Origin of the sequence: Sphingomonas sp. MMS12-HWE2-04 (genome assembly GCF_044881185.1) — a bacterium.
In the GTDB taxonomy this organism is placed as follows: Bacteria; Pseudomonadota; Alphaproteobacteria; order Sphingomonadales; family Sphingomonadaceae; genus Sphingomonas.
Window position 1 is genome coordinate 3,422,847 of sequence record NZ_CP173254.1, and the last position, 22,970, is coordinate 3,445,816.

Annotated in this window: 22 protein-coding genes, 1 other RNA gene and 1 pseudogene; 12 read left to right on the forward strand and 12 right to left on the reverse strand. The window is 67.4% G+C overall.

Translation table 11 applies throughout. The features are described from left to right. The first annotated feature begins 16 nt into the window (after window positions 1–16). The 5 genes from AB2M62_RS16055 to AB2M62_RS16075 all read left to right on the forward strand — a co-directional run bounded on the left by AB2M62_RS16055 (window position 17) and on the right by AB2M62_RS16075 (window position 6,284). Window positions 17–562, forward strand: a complete 546-nt coding sequence (locus tag AB2M62_RS16055) for a DUF721 domain-containing protein (RefSeq protein ID WP_404335396.1) — start codon at window positions 17–19, stop codon at window positions 560–562. Then, window positions 562–1,281, forward strand: coding sequence for a thioredoxin domain-containing protein (locus AB2M62_RS16060; protein ID WP_404335397.1), 720 nt, complete (start codon window positions 562–564; stop codon window positions 1,279–1,281). Before AB2M62_RS16055 ends, AB2M62_RS16060 begins: the two co-directional genes overlap by 1 nt. Before the next feature lie 20 nt (window positions 1,282–1,301). Continuing rightward, window positions 1,302–2,054 (forward strand): DsbA family protein, encoded by a 753-nt coding sequence (locus AB2M62_RS16065; protein WP_404335399.1) that lies wholly within the window; start codon window positions 1,302–1,304, stop codon window positions 2,052–2,054. Between the two features lie 30 nt (window positions 2,055–2,084). Next, window positions 2,085–5,492 carry a chromosome segregation SMC family protein gene (locus AB2M62_RS16070; RefSeq protein WP_404335401.1) on the forward strand — a complete coding sequence of 1,136 codons (3,408 nt, stop codon included), beginning with the start codon at window positions 2,085–2,087 and terminating at the stop codon, window positions 5,490–5,492. A gap of 93 nt (window positions 5,493–5,585) precedes the next feature. Then, window positions 5,586–6,284 (forward strand): enhanced serine sensitivity protein SseB C-terminal domain-containing protein, encoded by a 699-nt coding sequence (locus AB2M62_RS16075; protein ID WP_404335403.1) that lies wholly within the window; start codon window positions 5,586–5,588, stop codon window positions 6,282–6,284. A 69-nt stretch (window positions 6,285–6,353) separates the two neighbouring features. Here the strand turns inward: AB2M62_RS16075 and AB2M62_RS16080 are convergent, their stop codons facing one another. From AB2M62_RS16080 to AB2M62_RS16100, 5 genes and pseudogenes are all read right to left on the reverse strand, one after another. Then, window positions 6,354–7,361, reverse strand: a complete 1,008-nt coding sequence (locus AB2M62_RS16080; RefSeq protein ID WP_404335404.1) for a glycosyltransferase family 4 protein — start codon at window positions 7,359–7,361, stop codon at window positions 6,354–6,356. After that, a complete protein-coding gene (locus tag AB2M62_RS16085; protein WP_404335405.1) occupies window positions 7,358–8,929 on the reverse strand; it encodes an alpha-amylase family glycosyl hydrolase in 1,572 nt (523 codons plus the stop codon). Before AB2M62_RS16085 ends, AB2M62_RS16080 begins: the two co-directional genes overlap by 4 nt. Further along, window positions 8,926–10,048: pseudogene (locus tag AB2M62_RS16090) on the reverse strand (glycosidase). Before AB2M62_RS16090 ends, AB2M62_RS16085 begins: the two are co-directional and overlap by 4 nt. 10 nt (window positions 10,049–10,058) lie before the next feature. Then, window positions 10,059–10,775: a hypothetical protein gene (locus AB2M62_RS16095; RefSeq protein WP_404335407.1), complete on the reverse strand. Its 717-nt coding sequence runs from the start codon at window positions 10,773–10,775 to the stop codon at window positions 10,059–10,061. Beyond that, window positions 10,772–11,056: a chorismate mutase gene (locus AB2M62_RS16100; RefSeq protein ID WP_404335409.1), complete on the reverse strand. Its 285-nt coding sequence runs from the start codon at window positions 11,054–11,056 to the stop codon at window positions 10,772–10,774. The genes AB2M62_RS16095 and AB2M62_RS16100 overlap by 4 nt, the downstream gene beginning before the upstream one ends. A 94-nt stretch (window positions 11,057–11,150) precedes the next feature. Here AB2M62_RS16100 and AB2M62_RS16105 point away from each other — a divergent pair, with 94 nt between their 5' ends. Then, window positions 11,151–12,164, forward strand: a complete 1,014-nt coding sequence (locus AB2M62_RS16105) for a polyprenyl synthetase family protein (protein ID WP_404335411.1) — start codon at window positions 11,151–11,153, stop codon at window positions 12,162–12,164. 3 nt (window positions 12,165–12,167) lie between these two features. On the opposite strand, the gene AB2M62_RS16110 is transcribed toward AB2M62_RS16105, so the two are convergent. Then, window positions 12,168–12,383, reverse strand: a complete 216-nt coding sequence (locus AB2M62_RS16110; protein WP_404335413.1) for a hypothetical protein — start codon at window positions 12,381–12,383, stop codon at window positions 12,168–12,170. 76 nt (window positions 12,384–12,459) lie between these two features. Here AB2M62_RS16110 and hrpB point away from each other — a divergent pair, with 76 nt between their 5' ends. From hrpB to AB2M62_RS16125, 3 genes are read left to right on the forward strand one after another with little or no spacing between them, the layout of a single operon-like run. Beyond that, window positions 12,460–14,886 carry an ATP-dependent helicase HrpB gene (hrpB, locus tag AB2M62_RS16115; RefSeq protein WP_404335415.1) on the forward strand — a complete coding sequence of 809 codons (2,427 nt, stop codon included), beginning with the start codon at window positions 12,460–12,462 and terminating at the stop codon, window positions 14,884–14,886. A gap of 9 nt (window positions 14,887–14,895) precedes the next feature. Next, window positions 14,896–15,177, forward strand: a complete 282-nt coding sequence (locus AB2M62_RS16120; RefSeq protein WP_404335417.1) for an ETC complex I subunit — start codon at window positions 14,896–14,898, stop codon at window positions 15,175–15,177. Between the two features lie 31 nt (window positions 15,178–15,208). Continuing rightward, complete coding sequence (locus tag AB2M62_RS16125) at window positions 15,209–15,436, forward strand: excalibur calcium-binding domain-containing protein (protein WP_404339982.1); 228 nt, start codon at window positions 15,209–15,211, stop codon at window positions 15,434–15,436. Window positions 15,437–16,004: 568 nt separating this feature from the next. On the opposite strand, the gene AB2M62_RS16130 is transcribed toward AB2M62_RS16125, so the two are convergent. From AB2M62_RS16130 to AB2M62_RS16145, 4 genes are all read right to left on the reverse strand, one after another. Then, window positions 16,005–16,535 carry an NUDIX hydrolase gene (locus AB2M62_RS16130; protein ID WP_404335419.1) on the reverse strand — a complete coding sequence of 177 codons (531 nt, stop codon included), beginning with the start codon at window positions 16,533–16,535 and terminating at the stop codon, window positions 16,005–16,007. Beyond that, window positions 16,532–17,203 (reverse strand): TPM domain-containing protein, encoded by a 672-nt coding sequence (locus tag AB2M62_RS16135; RefSeq protein WP_404335421.1) that lies wholly within the window; start codon window positions 17,201–17,203, stop codon window positions 16,532–16,534. Before AB2M62_RS16135 ends, AB2M62_RS16130 begins: the two co-directional genes overlap by 4 nt. Window position 17,204: 1 nt before the next feature. Then, entirely contained in the window at window positions 17,205–18,068 is an 864-nt protein-coding gene (locus AB2M62_RS16140; RefSeq protein ID WP_404335423.1) for a TPM domain-containing protein, read from the reverse strand. A 108-nt stretch (window positions 18,069–18,176) separates the two neighbouring features. Next, on the reverse strand, window positions 18,177–18,758 hold the full coding sequence (locus AB2M62_RS16145) for a LemA family protein (RefSeq protein WP_404335425.1): 582 nt from the start codon (window positions 18,756–18,758) through the stop codon (window positions 18,177–18,179). Between the two features lie 121 nt (window positions 18,759–18,879). On the opposite strand from AB2M62_RS16145, the gene mscL reads away from it, so the two are divergent. Beyond that, window positions 18,880–19,335, forward strand: coding sequence for a large conductance mechanosensitive channel protein MscL (gene mscL, locus AB2M62_RS16150; protein WP_404335427.1), 456 nt, complete (start codon window positions 18,880–18,882; stop codon window positions 19,333–19,335). On the opposite strand, the gene AB2M62_RS16155 is transcribed toward mscL, so the two are convergent. Continuing rightward, window positions 19,332–19,763, reverse strand: coding sequence for an RrF2 family transcriptional regulator (locus tag AB2M62_RS16155; RefSeq protein ID WP_404335429.1), 432 nt, complete (start codon window positions 19,761–19,763; stop codon window positions 19,332–19,334). The two genes, mscL and AB2M62_RS16155, sit on opposite strands and share 4 nt — an antisense overlap. Before the next feature lie 68 nt (window positions 19,764–19,831). Between AB2M62_RS16155 and ssrA the strand changes: the two genes are divergently transcribed. After that, window positions 19,832–20,174, forward strand: a transfer-messenger RNA (tmRNA) gene (ssrA, locus tag AB2M62_RS16160). 71 nt (window positions 20,175–20,245) lie between these two features. Here the strand turns inward: ssrA and AB2M62_RS16165 are convergent. Next, the gene (locus AB2M62_RS16165) at window positions 20,246–21,457 is read right to left on the reverse strand and encodes a YihY/virulence factor BrkB family protein (protein ID WP_404335430.1); all 1,212 of its coding nucleotides are present in this window, start codon (window positions 21,455–21,457) and stop codon (window positions 20,246–20,248) included. Window positions 21,458–21,621: 164 nt separating this feature from the next. Between AB2M62_RS16165 and AB2M62_RS16170 the strand changes: the two genes are divergently transcribed. After that, entirely contained in the window at window positions 21,622–22,935 is a 1,314-nt protein-coding gene (locus AB2M62_RS16170; RefSeq protein WP_404335432.1) for a chloride channel protein, read from the forward strand. The last annotated feature ends 35 nt before the right edge of the window (window positions 22,936–22,970 follow it).

The following is a 22,970-nucleotide window of genomic DNA, read 5'->3' on the forward strand; positions in this document are numbered from 1 at the left end:
GCATGGGTTGGCGGCAATGACGAAGACCCCCAAGGCCAACACCCGCGCCATGACGCGCCAGCCCAAGCTGGAAGCGCCGCGATCGAACCGCCCACGCCCGGTTTCCGATCTGCTGCCCGATGTCGGCCGCGCCGCGTTCCGCAAGTTCGGCTTCGTCCAGAGCGCGGTCGTGAGCCGCTGGGGCGAGATCGTTGGCGAGCGCTATGCCCGCGTCTCGGTGCCCGAATCGATCCGCTTTCCCCAGGGCAAGCGTGAGCAAGGCGTGCTGAGCCTAGTCGTCTCCGGTGCGCACGCGCCGATGATGCAGCACATCGCCCCCGAGATCATCGAGCGGGTCAATCGCTTCTTCGGCTATGTCGCGGTCGCCAAATTGGCGATCCGCCATGGCGACGTGCGCCGCGCCGAAAAGGCGCCGCCGCCGCCCAGCCTCAAGCCGCTGCCCGAATCGCTCGGCGCCAGCTTACGCGGGATCGCCGACCCCGAGCTCAAGGCCGTGCTCGAATCGCTGGCCCAGGGTGTCGCCGCCAACGGCGAGAAGCTCGGCTTCGGCAAGATCGACTGATGACCGCGATTCGATTGCTCGCCGCTGCGCTGGCGCTCGCCGCTCCCGCCCTTCCCGCACCCGCGCAGCAGGCGCGGCGTGCGCCCGCGAGCACGAACTGGCTCGCAACGGTGGTGATCACGCCCGAGGGCGGCTATCGCCAGGGTAACCCCAACGCCCCGGTGAAGCTCGTCGAATATGGGTCGCGCACCTGCCCGACCTGCGGCAAGTTCGCTGCCGACGGCGTCGCGCCGCTGCGCCAATATGTCGCCGCGGGCAAGGTCAGCTATGAGTATCGTGACTATCTCATCCACGGCGCACCCGATTTTGCGCTGGCGCTGCTCAACCAGTGCATGCCGACGCCGCGCTTCTTTTCGATGCTCGATGCGATCTATGCCAATCAGGCGGCGTTCGCAGCCAAGCTGACCCAGCTCGAAAAGACCAACGCGGCGCAGATCGAGGCGTGGCAGAAGCTGCCGCCCCCGCAGATGGCGACGCGCTTTGCCGAGGGGATGGGGATGCTCGCCTTCGCCAAGGCGCACGGGATTCCGGAGACGCGCGCGCGCCAGTGCCTGGCTGATCCCGCGCTGATCAAGCGGGTGGCGAAGACCAATGCCGATGCGGTGAATGTCCACGGCGTGGAAGGCACGCCGTCCTTCTTCGTAAACGGACGCCGCGTCCGCGCATATACTTGGGACCGGTTGCAGCCCGAACTCTGGGCCGCCGGGGCCGATTTGTGAATTTGCCTGGAGACGTGAAGATGCGTGTTGCCCTTGCCCTGATACCCTTGTTGATCCTCGCTGGATGCGGCGGCGGGGGTGACGCCAACAGCACCGCGCCGGTGACGTCGAGCAGCGCGGTCGCCGGTGCGGCTGCGCCCGCGGGCAAGGCCTGGGTCGACGTGGTCGAAAAAACCGCCGACGGCGGCTATCGCCAGGGCAACCCCAACGCGCCGATCAAGATCGTCGAATATGGTTCGCGCAACTGCCCCTATTGCGGCAAGTTTGCCGCCGAGGGCACCGAGCCGCTGCGCAAGAACTATATCTCGACCGGCAAGGTCAGCTACGAGTTTCGCGACTTCCTGATCCACGGCCCGCCCGATTTCGCGCTGGCGCTGCTCAACCAGTGCGTGCCGACCGAGGCATTCTTCCCGGTGCTCGACCAGATGTTCGCCAACCAGGAAGTGTTCGGCGAGCGGATCATGCAACTCCAGCAGACCAATCCGCAATTGCTCCAGGCGCTCCAGTCGATGACGCCCGCCCAGGCCGCCGCGGCGATGGCGGATGGGCTCGGCATGATCGAGTTCATGAAGCAGCGCGGCGTTCCGGAGGCCAAGGCGCGCCAGTGCCTTGCCGATCAGAAGCTGATCGACGGCATCGCCAAGGTCAATGCCGATGCGGTCAACGTCCATCAGGTGAGCAGCACGCCGAGCTTCTTCATCAACGGCGTCAAGGCCAATGCCAGCGCATGGTCCGAGCTCGAGCCTGCGCTCAAGGCGGCCGGCGCCCGCTAACCGCGCCGGGGGGCGCAGAGGGGGACGAGGATGCAGATCAAAAGGCTGCGGCTGACGGGCTTCAAGAGCTTCGTCGACCCGGCCGATCTGCGGATCGAGCCGGGGCTGACGGGGATCGTCGGCCCCAATGGTTGCGGCAAGTCGAACCTGCTCGAGGCGCTGCGCTGGGCAATGGGCGAAAGCTCGGCCAAGTCGCTGCGCGGCGGCGGCATGGAAGACGTGATCTTCGCGGGCACCGCCACCCGCCCCTCCCGCGACTTCGCCGAAGTCACCATCCTCGCCGACCAGCCGGGCGACGAGGACGAACTCGAAGTCGTCCGCCGCATCGAGCGCGGGGCGGGATCCGCCTATCGAATCAACGGCCGCGACGTGCGGGCCAAGGACGTCGCGCTGGTCTTCGCCAATTCGGCGACCGGCGCGCATTCGCCGGCGCTCGTCAGTCAGGGGCGGATCGGCGCGATCATCGCCGCCAAGCCTGCCGAGCGTCGCGCGATGCTGGAAGAGGCGGCCGGGATCGCAGGGCTGCACGTGCGCCGCAAGGATGCCGAGCAGAAGCTGCGCGCGACCGAGACCAATCTCGCGCGTCTCGACGAAGTCATTGGCGACCAGGAAACGCGCGCCGCCGCGCTGAAGCGCCAGGCGCGCCAGGCCGAGCGCTATCGCGAGCTTTCCGAGCGGATCCGCATCGCCGAGGCGCGAATGATCTTCGCGCGCTGGCGCGACGCTGCCGAGGCCGCGGACACCGCCAAGAAGGAAGCCGCCGCCGCCGACGCGCTGGTCGCCGAGCGCAGTGCCGCGCACGACGGCGCGGCGGCAAGCCAGCAGGCCGCTGCCGAGAGGCTGGCAAGCGCCCGCGCCGCTGCACTGGCGGTGCGCGACCGCGCGACCGAGGCGATGCATCGGCTGGCGACGCTGCGCACGGACCGCGCTGCCGTGGCGCGGCGGATCGAGGAAGTGAAAGCGGCCGAGCTCCGCCTCGCCGAGGATCGCGCGCGTGAAGGTGCGCTGGCTCGCGATGCCGCCGACGCGCTGACCCGCCTCGCCGACGAAGCCAAGGCGCTTGAGGCGCGGATCGCCGAGGCCGGCGCGCGGATGCCACAGCTAGATTCGGCGCTCGCCGAGGCCGAGCGCGCGGCGCGGGATGCCGAAGTTGCGCTGGCCCAGGCGCTGGCGGCGCAGGCAAGCGAAGCCGCCGAAGCCCGCGTTGCCGAGGCCGCGCTCGCCGCCGCGCGTACCCGTGTCGAACGTGCCGGCCGCGACATGGCGCGGATCGAGGCCGAGGCGCGCGCGCTAGGCGACGTCGCGCCGCTGGAAGCCGAGAAGACACGCGCCGCCGAAACGCGCGCACAGGCACTGCGCCAGGCCGAGACCGCGCGCACCGGCCTGGCCCGCGCCAATTCGGCGGAGCGCGCCGCGATCGCCGGGCGCGACCATGCCCAGTCGGCGCGCGCGGTGGCGCATGCCGAGCTCAGCCAGCTCGACAGCGAGGCGGCGGCGCTCGCTAAGTCGACCCGGCCCAGCGGGAAGGATCGGCTGCTCGATCAGCTCAAGGTTGCTCCGGGCTATGAACGCGCGCTCGCCGCCGCGCTGGGCGACGATCTCGAAGCCGGGCTGGACGCGGCGTCAGAGCGACATTGGGCGGGCGCCGCCCCGCAGCCCGGCGACCCGGCGGCCCCCGGCGACACCCCACCGCTCGCCGCGCATGTCACTGCGCCTCCGGCGCTCGCCCGCCGACTCGCACAGATACTCGTCGCCGAAACCGATTCCGGGCAGTCGCTCGCCGTGGGGCAAAGGCTGGTGACGCTGGCAGGCGTGCTGCGCCGCTGGGACGGCTATGTCGCCCGATCGGGCGGCGCGGCGGCGGCCGAGCGGCTCGAACGGGTCAACCGGCTCGCTGCGATCGAGCGCGCCCGCCCCGCAGCTGTCCGCGCGATGGACGCCGCCGACGCCGAGCTCGAACGGATCGACGCAAGCATCGCCGAAGCCCGCCGCAACGCCGGCGATTGCCGCAAGCTGCTCGATCACAGCGACAACGCCGCGCGCGACGCGGGCCGTGCCGAGGACCGCGCGACGGCGCAGCTCGAGCGGCTTGAAGCCCAGCGCGCCGACCTTGCGGCAAGGCGGTCGCGCGTCGCCGCCGAGCAGGACGAAGCGGCAGGCGAACAGGCGCGTGCCGAGGCGATCAAGGCAGCGCTGCCCGATGGATCGGAAACACGCGCGGCCGTGGCGGTGCTGTCGGGCGAAGCCGAGGCGCGCCGCACCGCCGTTGCCGCGGCCCGCGCCGAACGCGGCACGCTCGAGCGCGAGATCGCATCGGCGCGCGAGCGCGTCGCCGCAGCGGGCGCGGAGGCCAGGAGCTGGAAGGCACGCGCCGGCGATGCCGCGCGGCGCGCTGCCGAAATGGACAAGCGCGCCGCCTCCCTCGGCGAGGAGAGCGCTGCGCTTGCCCCAAAGCCGGCGCTCCTCGACGCGGCGCTTGCGGAGGCCGAGGCAGTAACCGACACCGCCCGCGCCGAATTGGAAACCGCGCAGGTCGCCGAGCGCGCGGCCGAAGCTGCGTTGCGTGAAACCGAAGCTGCGGTCCGCGCCGCCAATGAGTCACTCTCGCAGGCCCGTGAAACCCGCGCCGGGGCAGCCGCCCGCGCGGAGAACCAGGAATCGCGACGGATCGAGATGGGTCGCCTGTCGGGGGAGCGTTTCGAATGCCCCCCGCCCCTGCTTCCCGAGCGCGCCGGCTTCGACGCGGCGAGCGTGCGCACGCCGCAGGACGAGTCGGCAGCGCATGAGCGGCTCAGCGTGGATCGCGAACGGATCGGGCCGGTCAATCTCGTCGCCGAAAGCGAACTTGCCGAACTCGAAGCCGCCTTCACTACTAATGCCGAGCAGCGTGACGAACTTTCCCTTGCCGTAAATCGGCTGCGCGGGTCGATCGGCACGCTCAACCGCGAGGGCCGCCAGAGGCTGCTTGCAGCATTCGAGGCAGTGGACGGGCATTTCCGCCGCCTGTTCACCACGCTGTTCAACGGCGGCCAGGCGCATCTCCAGATGATCGATTCGGACGATCCTCTCGAAGCGGGGCTGGAAATCATGGCGCAGCCGCCGGGCAAGCGGCTTCAGTCGCTGACGCTGCTGTCAGGCGGCGAGCAGGCGCTGACTGCGGTGGCGCTGATCTTCGCGCTATTCCTCACCAAGCCCGCGCCGATCTGCGTGCTCGACGAAGTCGATGCGCCGCTCGACGATGCCAATGTCGAGCGCTTTTGTGACCTGCTGGAGGCGATGACTCGCGAGACCGCGACGCGCTATCTGATCGTCACCCACAATGCCGCCACGATGAGCCGCATGCACCGGCTGTTCGGCGTGACGATGGTCGAGCGCGGCGTGAGCCGGCTCGTGTCGGTTGATCTCGGCGGCGCCGAGAGCCTGCTCGCGGCGGAATAGGCAATGGCGATACGCAAATGGCTCGCGCGCTTCGGGCGCAAACCACCGGTGGAACCGGCAGTCGAAGTGCCGCCGTTCGAGCCGCGAAACCCCTTGGAGATCGCGCTGATCGCGGCCGCGCACGAACCCGGCGCGCGCGCAGACTTTCAGCAGCTGTTGCTGCGCTCCGAACTCTATGTCGCCACCCCGATGGCGCTCGCGCAGTCGGGCGCGCGCACGCTCAAGCAAAGCGAGACCCTGCAGATCCTCAACGTCCCGGCGCAAGACGGCACGCGGCTCCCGGCGTTGTTCACGCACGAAAGCCGGCTGGCCGCGGTGTTCGGCGCGGCGAGCGGCTATTTGCCGCTGCCGGCGGCAACGCTGCTCGATATGGTCGCCGAGGATGGTGCGATCCTGAATCCGGGCCAGGCTTATGGTGTCCTTTGGTCTCGCGAGGAGATCCTCGCGATGCTCGGCCGGCCCGTCTCCTGGACGGTGGAAAAGGACACTCAGATTCTCCTCGGCGTGCCCACGACGCGGCCGGAGGCACTGCTCCAGCGGATCGACCGGGCGGTGGCCGGCGAAGCGGGAATTGAAGAGGCATGGCTGGCGCTGGCGCACTGGCCCGAGGACGGGCAGGCGAGTTGGTTGCTCGACATCCGCAGCAGCTCCGATCGCGATGCCGTGGCAGCGCTGCTGAACGAGACGCTGCGGGCCGGGCCGTTCGAAGGAATGGCGGTCGACCTGATCATCAACCCGCCAAGCGACAAGCCCGGGATCGGGATTCGCATCAAGCCTGCGGAGTTGCACTGAAGCCGGACGCGACGACCGCGCTGCCTGGCTTGCTGCTCAACATTGTCAAGCCGCGGCGCTGGCGCAGCATTATGCCACAATGCGTTCGTAGAGCGCGATATAATGGTCGGCCATGGCTTCCACTGAAAAGCGCTCCTCGATCGCCTGACGACATGCGCCGCGAGCGATCGCGCCGACCTGACCGACTGCCGCGATCGCTTCTTCTTCGGAACCGATGAGCAGGCCGGTGCGGCCATGGTCGATCAGCTCGGGCATGCTGCCGCGGTCGATCGCGATGACGGGGGTGCCGCACGCCATCGCCTCGATCACCGACAGGCCGAACGGCTCGTCGAAATTGATGAGGTGGAGCAGCGCGCGTGCGGCACCGAGCGCCTTGACCCGCGCTTCGCCGCCGACCGGGCCGTGATAGACGATCTGCTCGCCATCGACATACGGCGCGACCTCGCGCTCGAAATATCCGGTATCCTGAATGATGCCGTAGAGATCGAGACGACGGCTGGTCGATTGGGCGACGCGGATTGCCTCCGCCGCGCCCTTGTCCGGGTGCATGCGACCGAAGAAAAGCAGGTCTGCGCTGCCTTCGGCGTCGAAGGGGAATTCGTCTAGCCGGATGCCGTGATGGATCGTCGCGGCGTATTTGAGGCCGGGGTGCCGATCCGCCTCGCTGATCGCGACATAATGCACGCGATCCTCATAGGGCTTGTACATCGGCAGGATGCGATCGGACGAGAAACCATGGATGGTGGTGACCATCGGCGTGTCGATCAGCGGCGCATAGGCATGCGCCGGAAAATCCGCCTGATTGTGGATCAGATCGAATTCCCCCGCGCGGGCGAACAGATGCGATTGATGGGCATATTCCCAAACCTTGGCATCGATCGACGGGTCTTCCTCATAGCCCCGCGGGACCGGGCCGGCGAGCGTGGCGGCAGTGACCAAATCCTGGGTGGCGAACAGCGTGACGTCGAGCCCCTTGGCGACCAGTGCCTCGGTGAGCAGGCTGGTGACGAGTTCCCATGGGCCATAGTGTCGCGGCGGCGTACGCCACGCGATCGGCGCCAGCATTGCGATCTTCATCCGAGAATATAGCCTTCATTGGGTCCGAGCAGTGCCGGATCGGTGCCGCCTTGCGCGGCGACGAGCACCGACAGGCCTTCGGCCCATTCGGGAATCGCGAAATTGTGCGGCCGGTTGCCGAGATTGAGGACGACGAGGATGCGTTCGTCCCCTTGGCGGCGCTCATAGGCGAGCAGATCGCCGTCGCACGGAATCCGATCATAACTGCCGAGCGCCAATGCCGGGTGATCGTGGCGGAGCGCCAGCAGCTTCTGGGTGAGCCGCCATAAGGAGGCGGGGTCGCCCCGCGCGGCCTCGACATTGCGCATCGGCCAATCTTCGTGGAGCGGCAGCCAGGGCTCGCCGCGGGTGAAGCCGGCATGGGCGCTGGCATTCCAGGCCATCGGCGTGCGCACCGGATCGCGGCCCATGCCGATGCCGGGTTCACGGAGCTCGCGCGGATCCTGGATGCGGTGCGCCGGCACATCGACATCGGAGACGCCGAGTTCGTCGCCATAATAGAGCGTCGGGGTGCCGCGCAGGGTGAGCAGCAGCAGCATCGCGACCCGGGCCTGGGCGGCGCCGACGCGCGTGGCGATGCGCGGGCGATCATGGTTTCCGAGCACCCAGTTCGGCCAGCCGCCGCCGGGCAGCGCGCCTTCATAGGCGTCGATCATCCGTGCGAGCGACCGCGCATCCCATTCGGCGCCGATCAGCTGGAAGTTGAAGGGCAGATGGACGCCCGGCCGTTCGGCGCTGCCATAATAGCCGACGAGCCGGGGCACCGGCAGGTAGATCTCGCCAATCAGCACGCGCGCACCGAATTCATCGGCAATGCTGCGCATCTCGGCAGCGATGTCATGCACCTCGGGCTGGTCGGTCGAATGGAGCTGGTGGACCGTCATATATTCGGGCTGGCCGGCCTGCCATTCGGCATTGGCCGGATTGTCCGGGAACTCGGCATGCTTGACCATGTGCCACAGCACATCGATGCGGAAGCCATCAACGCCGCGCGCGAACCAGAAGCGCAGCACGTCCATCATCGCCGCGCGCAGAGCGGGATTGCGCCAGTTGAGGTCGGGCTGTTCCTTGAGGAACGCGTGGTAATAATATTGGCCGGTGGCCGCGTCCCACTCCCAGGTCGAGCCGCCGAAATCGCTGATCCAGTTGTTGGGCGGACCGCCGTTCGGCGCGGCGTCGCGCCAGAGGTACCAGTCGCGCTTAGGGTTGTCGCGCGACGACCGGCTCTCAACGAACCAGGGATGCTCGCTCGACGAATGATTGGGTACGAAGTCGAGTAGCAGCTTGAGCCCGCGATCGTGCGCCGCCTTCAGCAGCGAATCGAAATCGTCGAGCGTGCCGAAGCGCGGATCGACGCCGGCGTAATCGGCGACGTCATAGCCGAAATCGGCCATCGGCGAGGGAAAGATCGGCGAGATCCAGATCGCGTCGATGCCAAGTTCCTTGATGGCGTCGAGCCGCTGCTCGATGCCCTTGAGATCGCCGATGCCGTCCCCGTTCGAATCCTGGAACGACCAGGGATAGATCTGGTAGATTACGGCGGACTGCCACCATGCGGGGTCGCTCACCGGAACCGCTCCTTCGAAAGATGGGTGATTCGGCAGGCCAGGTCCGCCTCCCCCCGCGACGATATAATGGTCGCCGGCATCGGCGATGCCGGTAGTGAAAGCGACCGGGGTGGGCAGATACATCTGATGCGCGATCTCCGCGGTGAGCGCCGGGTTCGCCTCGATCAGCGGCACCTCGTCGGCAAGCCGCAGGATCTTCGAGGGATCCTCCTTGTCGAGCAGCGCCCAGAAGCTGCGATAGATGCCGATCGCGCCGCGCTTCTCGACGCCGTGATAGACCATCATCCAGCCCTCGGGCGTCAGCACCGGCTGGCTACCGCCGCCGATCCGCTGGGTGCTAGTGGTGCCTTTGCGCGCGCGGATGCCCGGCGTGTCGAGTGGCTTCCAGTGGAGCCCGTCGGGCGACTGGGCCATATTGATCGACGGGCCGCCGAGCCAGGGGCTGCCTTCAGAATAGACGAAATAGCATTCGCCCAAGGGGCGGGTGAGCGCCATGAACTTGCCGGCGACCTTACCTTCGAACAGGATCATGTCCTTGTTCTGGTGATCGAGTACGATGCCGAGCAGTTCGTAGTCGAGGCCGTTTGCCGAGCGGTACATCGCGGTGCAGTGGCGCTCGGCCGAGACGCCGCACACCGTCATCCACCAAGCATCGTCGATCCGGGTGATGCGGGCGTCCTCGACGCCGTAATCCATATAGCTGGCGCTGGGCTCGATCGCCTTGTCGTAATGGATCGCGACGACCTCGCGGCCCTGGGCATCGAGTTCGACCGGGAGCAGCCACGACAACGAGGTGAGCCCGAGCAAGCGCGGGTTGCGATCCTTGAGCGCGAACTGGCGCGGATCGTCCATGTCGATCTGGTGGACAGGATGGCGATCGAGCACATAGCTGCCGCCCGGCGTCCAGCGGATCGCTCGCGCGCACCCGCTGTCCACCGGATCGCGCAGCGCCTCGGCAACGCGGACCATCAGCAACAGGTTGCCGCTGGGCAGCCGGGTGAAGCCGGGATTGAACGCGCCGAGCACATGAGTTGGGGCTTCAACGCCGCGGCGCAGTGGGGAGCGGCGGAGATCGACCTCGTCGGGACGGAAGATCAGATAGTCGTCGCCGCTCGGCATCGGCCCTCCCTCAGCAGCCAGGAACGCGGCTCTCGCCCCCGTCGAGCTGGAAGCGGTCGCCACGCCGAACGTATCGTTCGGCGAACGATGCGGTTCCCTTGTATTGCACGCTAAAGCTACGATCGCGCGCCACATCGGCAATCGTGCCGTCGAACCTTTCGGCGCCGTCCTCGACCGCGCCGCCATTTTCAAAGACCGTGGGGATCGAGGCGACCACCGCGGGACCATTGGGCCGCAACTCGATGAGATCTGTCTGCTCGACGGTGCAGCCCTGCCAGGTGCCGCCGCCCTCGATCACGATCACCGGCAGCGACGAGAAGTCGTTCGATACCGACCAGCGCGAGAAATCGCCGAAGCTGCCGCTCGCCGCAGCCTCGGGATAGGCCTTGACTAGGGCGAACGCCCCACCCAGCTCCCGCAGATAATAGGCCGCGACCGTGCCCGCCTCGGCATGACCCGCATCGGGAACATGGCCATGGCGCAACAGCACCGGGCCAAAGCTGGTGTCGATCAGCCTGTCGTCGCCGTCGAACGCCTGGTTCCCGCTTGCCGCGGGCACTGCAGCGCGCGCCGCGGCGAGGCGGCCCTGCGGATCAAGGTGCGGCGCCGGCGTCGGGGTGGCCTTTGCATGCGGCTTCTTTGCGGGATGCTTCGTCGCCTCGGGCAGGACGTCGCAGCCGGCGAGCAGAAGCGCACACGCCGCCGATGCTGCCAGTGCGCGGATCATGCGCCGCTCTGCAGCCGCTCGTGGTGGCGGATTACTTCGTCGATGATGAAGCGCAGGAATTTCTCGGAGAATTCGGGGTCGAGATCGGCGTCGTGCGCGAGCGCGCGCAGCCTGGCGATCTGCGTTTCCTCGCGGCTCGGATCGGCCGGGGGCAGGCCATGCGTCGCTTTATAGGCACCCACCGCCTGGGTGACCTTGAAGCGCTCGGCGAGCATGTGGATCAGCGCGGCATCGATATTATCGATGCTCTGGCGAAATCGGATCAGGGTCTCGTCGGCCATTATGCTCCCTTTCGCCGCTCCTTTCGCTGCACAGAGCCCTGCGCGCAACCCCATGGGGTTGCCTTTGCAACGCACAATCGCCAGAGCGCAGGGCATGAGCGCCACCATTCATCGCCTGGGCTCGCGCCCCGTCCCGTCGCTGGAACCGATGATCGAATTGGTGGCGGGCGACCTCAACCTGGTGAACCAGGTGATCCTCGACCGGATGCGCTCCGACATCCCGCTGATCCCCGAACTTGCCGGCCATCTGATCGCCGGCGGCGGCAAGCGGATGCGGCCGATGCTCACGCTGGCGAGCGCCCGGCTGCTCGGCTATCCCGGCGCGCGCCACCACAAGCTGGCCGCCGCAGTCGAATTCATCCACACCGCGACGCTGCTCCACGACGACGTGGTCGACTCGTCCGACCTGCGCCGCGGCAAGCGCACCGCAAACATCATCTGGGGCAATCCGGCGAGCGTGCTCGTCGGAGATTTCCTGTTCAGCCGCTCGTTCGAGCTGATGGTCGAGGCCGAGAGCCTCAAGGCGCTCAAGATCCTGAGCGGCGCCAGTGCCGTGATCGCCGAAGGCGAAGTCAACCAGCTCACCGCAGTGCGCCGGATCGACCTGAGCGAGGAGCGCTATCTCGATATCATCGGCGCCAAGACCGCCGCATTGTTTGCCGCCGCCTGTCGCATCGCCGCAGTAGTGGCCGAGCGCAGCGAGGCGGACGAACTAGCGCTCGACGCCTATGGCCGCAACCTCGGCATCGCCTTCCAGCTGGTCGACGACGCGATCGACTATGTCTCTGACGCCGATACGATGGGCAAAGATGCCGGCGACGACTTCCGCGAAGGCAAGATGACGCTGCCGGTGATCCTGGCCTATGCGCGCGCCGGCGACGCAGAACGCGCCTTCTGGAAGGACGCGATCAGCGGCAAGCGCAACAGCGACGGCGATTTCGCCGAAGCGGTGCAGCTGGTGCAATCGAGCCGTGCCGTCGACGACACGCTGGCGCGCGCGCGCCATTACGGCCAGCGCGCGATCGACGCGCTCGGCAGCTTCGCCTCCAGCGCCGCCAAGGACGCGATGGTCGAAGCCGTCGAATTCGCAGTGGCGCGCGCCTATTGAGGCTTATTCCTCGGGGGCGACCGCATCGTCGTCATCGTCGACTGCGAGTGCATCTTCTTCGTCGCCGTCGAGCAATTCTTCGATCGCCTCGACGATCAGATCGAGTTGCTCGTAACTCGACGTGAATTCGATGGTTTCGCCGTCATCGTCTTCTAGGTGCAACGTATAATCGCCGTCGCCATCGGCGGTGATCGTGAACTGGGCCAGGGTGCGTGCCATGTCTTTCGCTCCATCGCTTTCGATTGCGCCCAACCCTGGCGACGCCAATTGGTTGCAGGGCGATGCGGTGACCTGAATGAACGACGCGCTTCCCATCCATGCCGTGCTCCCCGATTTGCTTGGCACATTGCGCAACGGCAGCAATGCCGTGCTCGTCGCGCCGCCCGGAGCGGGCAAGACGACGGCAGTGGCCCCCGCCCTGCTCGGCGAGGATTGGTGCAGCGGCGAAGTGCTGCTGCTGTCTCCGCGCCGGCTTGCTGCGCGGGCAGCGGCGGAACGGATGGCCGCGCTGGCCGGCGAGGCAGTGGGCGGCACCTTTGGCTATGCGACGCGGATGGACAGCAAGCGTTCCGCGCGGACGCGCGTGACCGTCGTCACCGAAGGCATTTTCGTCAATCGCATCCAGGCCGACCCTGAGCTTGCCGCAATCTCGGCAGTGCTGTTCGACGAAGTCCATGAGCGCAGCCTCGACAGCGATTTCGGACTGGCGCTGGCGCTCGACGCGCAGGGCGCGCTGCGGCCCGACCTGCGGCTGGTGGCGATGTCGGCGACGCTCGATGGCGCGCGCCTCTCCGGACTGATGCGGGGCGCGCCGGTGGTGGAGAGCGAAGGGCGCAGCCATCCGCTGGAGTTGCGCCATATCGGCCGGGCGGCCGAAGCGCGGATCGAGGATTCGATGGCGGCAGCAGTGCGCGCCGCGCTGCGCGATGCCGAGGGCGGCGTGCTCGCCTTCCTGCCCGGCGTCGCCGAGATCGAGCGCACCGCCGAGCGGCTCGAAGGGCTCGATGTCGTACTACACAAGCTCCACGGCAGCCTCGAACCGCAGGCGCAGCGCGCGGCGATCGCGCCCGATCCGCAGGGGCGCCGCAAGCTCGTCCTGGCGACGTCGATCGCCGAGACCTCGCTGACGCTCGACGGCATTCGCGTGGTGGTCGATTCGGGGCTGGCGCGGCGCCCGCGTTACGATCGCGCGGCGGGGATGACGCGGCTGGTCACCGAGCGGGCGAGCCAGGCCGCCGTGATCCAGCGTGCGGGGCGCGCCGCACGCCAGGGACCGGGGGTCGCCTATCGGCTGTGGGAGGAAGCGGCGACCGCAGGATTGCCGCGCTTCGACCCGCCCGAGATATTGGAGGCCGACCTCTCGGCCCTGACGCTCGATTGCGCGCTTTGGGGTGTCGCCGATCCGCGCGAACTCGCCTGGCTAGATCCGCCGCCAGAAGCGGCCGTTTCGGAAGCGCGCCGGCGCTTGACGACCCTCGAGGCCATTGACGGCGATGGCAGGCCGACCGCGCATGGCAGGGCGATTGCGCGGCTGCCGCTGCCGCCACGGCTGGGACATATGCTGGTACGCGCCGCCGAACGCGGCATGGCGCGGACCGCCGCCGACGTCGCGGTACTGCTCGGCGAGCGTGGCCTGGGCGGCAACGACGCCGATCTCGAACTGCGGCTGCGGCGTTGGCGAAGCGAGCGCGGCCCCCGCGCGGAAAACGGGCGAAGGCTGGCCGAACGCTGGGCAAAGCTGGTCGCCGACGATGGCCGTGGCGACGCCGCCGAATGCGTTGCGCTGGCCTTCCCCGACCGCATTGCCAAGCGGCGCGACGGATCAGGCGAGACCTGGGCCTCGGCAGGGGGGCGCGGCTTCAAGCTCGACCCCACGTCCTCGCTCGCCCGCGCCGAATGGCTCGCCGTGGCGGAAACGCAGGGCATGGCCGCCGGCGCGCGCATCCTCTCGGCCGCGCCGATCGACAGCGCCGCGGTCGAATCGCTGTTCGCCGACCGGATCGAGACGCGGCGCAGCGTCACCTTCGATCCCGCCACCGGGCGGATCGAGGCACTGCGCGAGCGTCGGCTGGGCGCGATCCGGCTTTCGAGCGGGCCCGATGCGGCGGCAAGCGCCGCCGAGATCGAAAGGGCGCTGCTCGAAGGCGTGCGCACGCATGGGCTGGGCCTATTGCCCTGGTCCGAGGCCGCACAGGCGCTGCGCACCCGCGCCGCCTATACCGGCAGTGACCTGCTCTCCGACGAACGGCTGCTCGCCGAACTCGACGACTGGCTGCCAGCGCTGCTGGCCGGCAAGCGGCGGCTCGATGCGGTCGAGGGACTGAGCCAGGCGCTGACCAATTTGCTCGGCTGGGAGGGTCAGAAGACGCTCGACCGGCTGGCGCCCGCGCGCTTCGAAACGCCAGCGGGATCGAGCCATGCGATCGACTATGGCGCGGAAGCCGGACCGACGGTCGAGGTCCGCGTCCAGGCGCTGTTCGGGCTGGCCGAACATCCGCTGGTCGGCGATGGCACGCCGTTGGTGCTCAGCCTCACCTCGCCCGCCGGCCGGCCGATCCAGACGACGCGCGACTTGCCGGGCTTCTGGCAAGGCAGTTGGGTCGCGGTCGCCAAGGAAATGCGCGGCCGCTATCCCCGGCATCCCTGGCCCGACGATCCCGGCAACGCCAATGCGACGCTGCGCACCAAAAAGGCGGATGCAAGACGCGCCGTCGCGCGTTAAAGGACGAGCATGAAGACCGCCCGCATCTATCAGCGCCCCAAGAACGCCATGCAGTCCGGCCGCGCACGGACCGCCGACTGGATCCTCGAATTCGAGCCGGTGCGCCAGCAACAGGCCGATCCGCTGACCGGCTGGGCCGGCGGCGACGATACGACCAACCAGCTGCGCATCGCCTTCCCGACACTCGACGCCGCCAAGGCGCATGCCGAGCGCGAAGGCTTCGCGTTCCACGTGGTGCCCGCGCCGACGCGCACGCTCAAGCTCCAGGCCTACGCCGATAATTTTCGCTAAGGCAGCTTTGGCGGGGCTCGCGCTGGCTGGAATGCTGGCAGCAAGCAGCGCGGATGCTGCGTCGGGCGATCCGCGCAAATCGCGCAAAGCCAAGCCGCGGCGCATTTCCAGCGCTCAAATCAGTCGCGTCGCCACCGATAGCTATTATCCGAATTGCGCCACCGCAAGGAGTGCAGGCGCGGCTCCCATCAAGCGTGGCGATCCCGGGTACAGCGGCCAACTCGATCGCGATGGCGATGGAATAGCCTGCGAACGCTGAGCTTCGACTAGGCCGTAAACTCATAAAAGCGCGGATTGGCAGGAAACGCCCCATTTGCGGACTGTCGCTACATGGGGCAATCTAAGAAAATGATCGCTAGAGACCTAAAGACAGACCTGAAGAAAGCAACTCTTCCTGTTTTGTTACTGGCTGCCTTGGGATGGTATTCCGCTACACGCGCCCATATCCCTGCGGCTTCAACAGTAGACGGTGTCTACTCAAATCCTTGCTGCGGTACATTCGTGCTGCGTAACGGCGTTGTGGAGATTGGCGCGTCGCGCGTGCCATTTTATCTGGCGAGTATGAAGTTCGGTCTTACGGCTTATCCGACCCAAGAGATATTGGTTCGAAGTGGCCGGGTGGAAGCAACCCCAGACGCAGATCCCGGCCCTCTATCCTTCAGTGAGAATGGAACGGTCGTGACTGTCTGCGGCGATATCCTATGCAACCAGGTATACGCGTTCAAGCGCGGCGCGAGCCTCGAACACCTCTCGGACGGCACCTAACTACCCACCCAATCTCGGACGCTCGAGCCTCGCCCGAAAGCGGTCGTCTATGGGGTCACGACCTAGCTTGCCAGCAGACTGTCCGCGAGCAGCAGCAGCAGCTTGACGTCGATCGCGACGCCTTCGCTGCGCTTGTCCGCGACGAAGGCGGCGATGGCCTTGCGCGGCACGCGGTGGACGGTGATGTCTTCGCCGGCGACGCCGCCGCCCGCGCCGATTCGCGTCAGCCCATGCGCGCGCACCAGCGTGAAGCCTTCGCTGACCATGCCGGGCGAAGAGTGGAAGAAGCCGAGTTCCTCGACGCGTTCGCAGGAATAGCCGGTTTCCTCCTCGAGCTCGCGACGCGCCGCTTCGGTCACGGTGTCGCCGTCATGCTCGTCGCCGATCAGCCCGGCGGGCAGCTCGAGGCAGCGCTTGCCGAGCGGCACACGATATTGCTCGACCAGCAGGACATGGTCGGCATCGTCGATCGCGACGATCACGGCGGCCTGGAGGCCGCGGGCGCGCGAGACGAATTCCCATTTGCCCTGGCGCTTGGCAACGATCCATTTGCCGGCCCAGGCGATCTCGGCCGGCTCCTCCGGTACGCTCATAGAATGATCAACCTGTCGGGAAGCTCGTTGGTGTCGCCTTCGCTGCGCGGGAAGTGCGTGGCAAGCACTTCGCCCACTTTCGCGACTGCCTGTGCCATGCCCTCGCCGGGCCGGTCCTGCTTCACTTCGGCGATCAGCGCCGCCATCGCCTCGCCCCAGACTTCGGGCGCGACCTTGGAATGGATCGCCTCGTCCGCGATGATCTCGGCACGGTGCTCGGCAAGGCTGAGATAGAGCAGCACCCCGGTCGACGCCTTGGTGCGCTTCTCGGCGGCGGTGCGGAACAGCGCGAGCGCGCGGGCATGGACGCGGCGCGCCTTGGTGGCGCCGGGCGTGAGCAGCATCCGCAGTTTATCGAGCGCGAGCACGACGCGCACCAGCAGGAAAGTCGCCGCGATCAGGATCAGCGCGACCGTGAGATACCAGCGCGGCGGCACGGTCTGCGACCAGCTGTCGACCAGCCGGACATGCAGCCACTCGACCACCTGCGGCTGCCAGGCGAGCAGCGCGAGGACGAGCAGCATCGCGAGCACTGCCCAATGCAGCGCGACGTCGTGATAGGCGTCCGAGCGTCCGGCGACGACGGTGACGATCTCGCCGTCGGTGCCGAGTTCGGCCTGGGTGACGGCCGCGCTGACGCGCGCCTGATCGGCTTCGGTCAACCGCATCTCACCAACTCCCCGAGGCGCCACCGCCTCCGAACGATCCGCCGCCGCCGGAGAAGCCCCCGCCCCCGCCCCCGCCCCAGTCACTGCCGCCACCGCCGCCCCAACCGCTCGATCCACCGCCGGAACTGCGCGAGCTGCGGCTGATCTCGTCAGCAATAGACCAAAGGACGATCGGCCAGGCGCTGCCACCATCGCGGCTGCGATAGCTTTTCCCCCAGGGCCCCCGCCGGCTGCGGCGGCCAGCGCCGAACATCGGCAACAGCACGAAGACGAAGATGATTCCCCAGAAGACCAGTCCCCAGGGGAAGCCGCCGCTCTTCGAGCGACGCGTCTGCGTCGTCGCCTGCTTGTCGGCCTGCGCCTTGGCGCGGGCCTCGGCCGCCTCGAGCGGCAGCTTCATCTGCTCGCCGATCGCCTGCGCGCCGGCGACGATCCCGCCCGGCATGTCGCCCGCCTTGAAACGCGGAAGGATGACATCCTGAACGATGCTGCTCGACATCGCATCGGTCATGATCGGCTCGAGTCCGTAGCCGACTTCGATGCGGACCTTACGCTCGTTGGGCGCGACGATGAGGAGAATGCCGTTATTGGCGTCCTTCTGACCCAAGCCCCAGGCGCGGCCGAGCTTGTAGCCATAATCCTCGATCGGATAGCCCTGCAGATCGGGGATCGTCGCGACGACGAATTGGCGCGTCGTCGCCTTGTTGATGTCTTCGGCGAGCGCAGTGATTTGCGCCTTCTGCGCGGCATTCAGAAGATTGGCGGCATCGACCACGGGCTCGCGATCGCGCTTGGGGAAGGTTTGCGCCTGGACCGCGAGCGGGAGGAGCAACAACAAGGCAAGCAGATAACGCAACCATTTCATGGCGTGATCCTAGGGATGTTCGCAGGGCTCCAACATGGAACGCCCCGCCGCGCCGGTCCGTGCCGCACCGCCATACAGCGCGCATGCGGCACAGACCGGTGCTCAGGATCAGTTGCTGTTCCCGAAATCGACCTTGGGGGCCTTGTCCGCGCCAGCCTGGGCCTGGAATGGCGTCAGGGGCTTGGCGCCATAGAAGATCTTGGCGCCGACCGCGTCAGGGAAGGTGCGGATGCGGGTGTTATATGCCTGCACCGCGGTGTTGTAATCGCGGATCGAGATCGCGATGCGGTTCTCGGTGCCTTCGAGCTGATCCATCAGCGTCTTGAAATTGCCCTGGCTCTGGATCTGCGGATAGGCTTCCTGCAGGCGCTGGAGCGACAGCGACAGGCCGTTCTGCGCCTGGTTGAACGCCGAGACCTTGGCGGGATCGGTGAGATCCTCGCCGCTAACCTGGATCGATGTCGCCTTGGCGCGGGCGTTGACCACGTCGTTGAGGATCTTGCCCTCGGAGCCTGCGGCACCCTTCACCGTAGCGACCAGATTGGGGATCAGGTCGGCGCGGCGCTGATAATTGGTCTGGACATCGGCCCAGCGTGCCTTGGCATTTTCCTCGGCGGTGGGCACGCTGTTGAGCCCGCAGGCCGAGAGCAGGGCGGCGCCGGCAAGGGCGATAACGGCACGAAACTTCATCACCTGGATGATCCTCCGGATCTTGTCGAGAAGTGTCTTATACGACGGCAACACTAGAGCCCGAAAGCGAAATCGGACATGGTTGAGGCGAATTCGGGTTTTTGAGAAGGAGAAGAGGCCTATGCTGAAGGAATTCCGGACCTTCATCGCGCGCGGCAATGTGCTCGATCTAGCCGTGGGCGTGATCATCGGCGCCTCGTTCGGCACGATCACCAAATCGTTGACCGACGACATCATCATGCCGGTGATCGGCTGGCTGTTCGGCGGGTTCGACTTTTCGAGCTACTTCATCCGGCTTGCCGCGATTCCGGCGACCTATAAGGGCTCGCCCGACGATTATGCCGCGCTGAAATCGGCCGGCGTGCCGCTGTTCGGCTATGGCGAGTTCGTCACCGTGGTGATCAACTTCCTCATCCTCGCCTTCATCGTCTTTCTGCTGGTGCGCAGCGTCAACAAGATGATCGCCAGCGTCGAGCGCGAAAAGGCCGAGGGCACGGCGGAACCGGCAGCGGATCCCGCCGATGTGGCGCTGCTACGCGAAATTCGCGACGAACTGCGCAAGCGGCCCACCGTCTAGGCGGCGGCAAGCTCCTCCGCGGCGGCATTGGCTAGGCTGGTGCCGTCTAGGATGCGCGCGGTCTCATCGCGCACGCGGGCAAAGGCGCGGCGAATCGCGCAGCTCGCCTCGTCATGGCAATCCCCGCACGAGCGATAGGCAGTGCGGCTGACGCACGGCACCAGCGCCAGGGGGCCCTCGATCACCCGAATGATCTCGCCCAGCGAGATCAGGTGCGATCCGCGCGCCAGGCGATAGCCCCCCATCTTGCCGCGGGTGGACAAAAGGAAGCCGGCCTCGCGCAGATCGGCCAAGATCAGCTCGAGGAATTTGCGCGGCACATTCGCCTGGGCTGCGATGCGATTCATCGGCATCGGCGCGCCATCCACGGGCTGTTCGGCAAGAATGAGCATAGCGCGGAGCGCGTAGCGGGAACGCTGCGTCAACATGATGCACTCTCCATGCCAATTCCTTGCGGCACTGTGAAGACCTAGCGACGCCCTAGAGAATGCAACCTGACCTTTTCATTAAGCGCCCGGCGTCCTATATGGGTTCTGCCGGCTTCGGTCGGCTATGGGGATAAACGAAGGCGTGCAATAGATGCAGCGGACGCGGGGGCAGTACCCGCCGGCTCCACCAAAAGCCTCCGGGAAACCGGAGTTTCTGACGGGGCCGAACTAGGATCGACGTGTGTTGAAAAGCGCCATCTATTTCTCAGCGTGGGCCACTGTGACGGCCTGAAACACAAGTGCCAACGATAACGAAGCACTCGCTATTGCGGCGTAACCCCAAGGCTTAACGGCCTAAGGTTATTCTAAAATGCGCGGTTGGACCGCACCGGGCAACAGAAGCGGATTCCAGCGGCCACCAGGGGGGCCGGGCAACAGAACCCCCTGGACCTTCCCAACAGAAGGTCCGCATTTCTTTCCTGTCAGTCGCGCCTGCGCAGCCACGAAAGGCCCGCGGCCGCGGCGACGAGCGCAAGCCCCGGCCCCGCGCGACCCTTGCGGCGCAGCAGCGCCAGCCCGAACGTCGCGACGCCGGACGTGATCCAGCCAACTCTCGGCAAGCCACTGGCGTGCGCCGCGCCAGCGCCGACGCGCGATGCGACAAAGCTCTCCTGGTCGCGCGCGACTGGCACGCGCGGCGGTGACTTGAAGGGGCGCTCCACCACCTCGGGCTCATCCTGCCCCGCCTCGGTGCCCTGCGCGACATGATCGGCCACCCAGGCACGGCGCTGACCCAACGGTTGCGGCGCGCCGGTCGTGGTATCAACCGCAGTCTGGTGCTCGAGTTCAGAATTGAGCTCAGCGCCGAACAACAGGATGTAAGCCGAAAGATACAGCCAGGTGAGCAGCGCGGCGACCGCGCCCAGCGCGCCATAGGTCGCGTCGAACTTGCCCAGATTGGCGGCATAGGCGCCGAACCCGAGCGTGATCAGCAACCAGAACAGCGCGGTGAACAGCGATCCCGGGCTGATCCAGCTCCATTTGGCGCGATGCCGCGATGGTCCGAACCGATAAAGCGCAGCCGCTCCTGCCGCCCCGGCCAGCGTCAGCAGCGCATAGGTAACGACCGTGCCGAGCACCAGCAGCGCCTCATTGGCGATCGGCGCCAGATTCTCCAACGCGCCGAGCGCGGCGACGGCGATCGCCACGAGGACGGCGCCGATCACTGCCGCGGCCGTAATCGCGATCGCAGTCAGGTTGACGCGGAAGAAGTTTCGCTTCTCCTTCTCCTCATAGGCGATGTTCAGCGCGGTGATGACTGCGCCCGCGCCATTGCGGGCGCCGAACAGCGCGACCGCGAGCGCGAACAGCACGCCGATGCCCTTCTTGCCATCCGACGCGTGGACGAGATCGAGCAGTTGCCCTCCGAGCGTCCGCGCAATGTCCGGCGGCGCCAGTTCCGCAAGGGCGCGGACGTGGCGGATCACCGTCTCCGGGTCGGCAAAAATGCCGTAGCAGAGCACCACCGCGGCGAGCAGCGGCACCAACGCCAGAAACCCGTAAAAGGCGACGCCCGCAGCGACGAGGCCAATATTATCGTCGGATGCCTCTTTCCAGCTCCGCACCGCCACGGCCTTCCACGCCGCCCATGGCATCCGCCATGGGCTGTGGGCGTCGCGCCCCTTTTCGTCCATCCTGTGTCCTGCCTGTGCCCCCGCTACAAAGCGCGGGGCGGCGCTGGGCGTTCCTTCCGGCGCCATTAATCCCGTCCGCCTCCGGAGGGTCGATAGGCTGCCGGGGCTTGTCGACCGGACGGTTTTGGGGTTGCCAATCGTCGTCCGGAGGCCCGAATGGCGCCATGTTCGGCAAATTGCTCCGCCGCCTCGATCGCTTGCGCAAGCCGCACCCCTCGATAGCGTCGCTCGCCATATTCCACCGCCGCCTGGCCACCGGCGCCGGCGCCGTGCTGCTCGGGCTTGCCGCGCTCGCCTTCGCCTGGCTGGGCGACCGCGCGCAGGAACTGTTCCTCCGGCTGGTCGCCGCCTACCCCTATGCGCCGCTGGCGCTCACGCCGCTCACCTTCGCTGTGATGGCCTATGGCACCCATCGCTGGGCGAAAGAGGCCCGCGGATCGGGCATCCCCCAAGTGATCGCCGCCTCCCGCATGCCCGAGGACGCGCGCGCCGCACCGCTGGTCTCGTTGCGCACAGCGTTCGCCAAGGTGGCGATGACGCTCGGCGTGCTTGCCGCGGGCGGATCGGTAGGGCGCGAGGGGCCGACGGTGCAATCGAGCGCGGCGATCATGGTGGCATGCCACCGGCTGCTGCGCGTGCCGCTCAGCGCCGGCGTCTACATCGCCGGCGGCGCGGCTGGCGTCGCCGCGGCGTTCAACACGCCGCTGGCCGGCGTAGCCTTCGCTATCGAAGAACTGGCCGCCGCTTATGAGCAACGGGTGGCGGTGCTGGTGATGGGCGCCGTGATGGTCGCGGGCATGGTAAGCCTGGGGATCGCCGGCGACTATGTTTATTTCGGCGCGCTCGGCCAGACGCTGCCGGTACACATCGTGCTGCTCGCCGCTCCGGTGGCGGGCATTGCGGGCGGGTTGGCCGGCGGCCTGTTCAGCCGCGCGCTGCTGGGCTTCGCGGCCGGGCGCACCGAATGGATCCGGCGGATAAAGGCACGGCCAGTCGCCTGGGCCGCGGCGCTGGGATTGGCAGTGGCGATCATCGGCATCGCCAGCGGCGGCGCCACTTGGGGCACGGGATATGGCGCGACGCGCGCGATGATCGAGGGAGATGGTCAGCCTGGCTGGTTCGGCCTCGCCAAGTTCGGGGCATCGCTGGCAACCGCGCTCAGCGGCGTGCCCGGCGGTGTCTTTGCGCCGTCGCTGTCGGTCGGCGCCGGGCTGGGCAATCTGCTTGCCCCGCTCTTTGGCGGTGCGCCCGTCGGAACGATCGTGCTGCTAGGCATGATTGCCTATTTCGTCGGCGTGGTCCGCGCGCCTCTTACCGGCGTGATCATCCTGATCGAAGCCACTGCGAGCCGCGGCATGATCATCCCGCTGTTCGCCACGGCGCTGATCGCAGACCTGGTGAGCACCTGGGTATGCCGCGAGCGCCTGTATCATGGCCTGTCGCGAGCTTTCCTGTCGCGATCCGCCGCTGGAGACTGACTGCACGAAAAAGGGGCCCGGTTTCCCGGACCCCC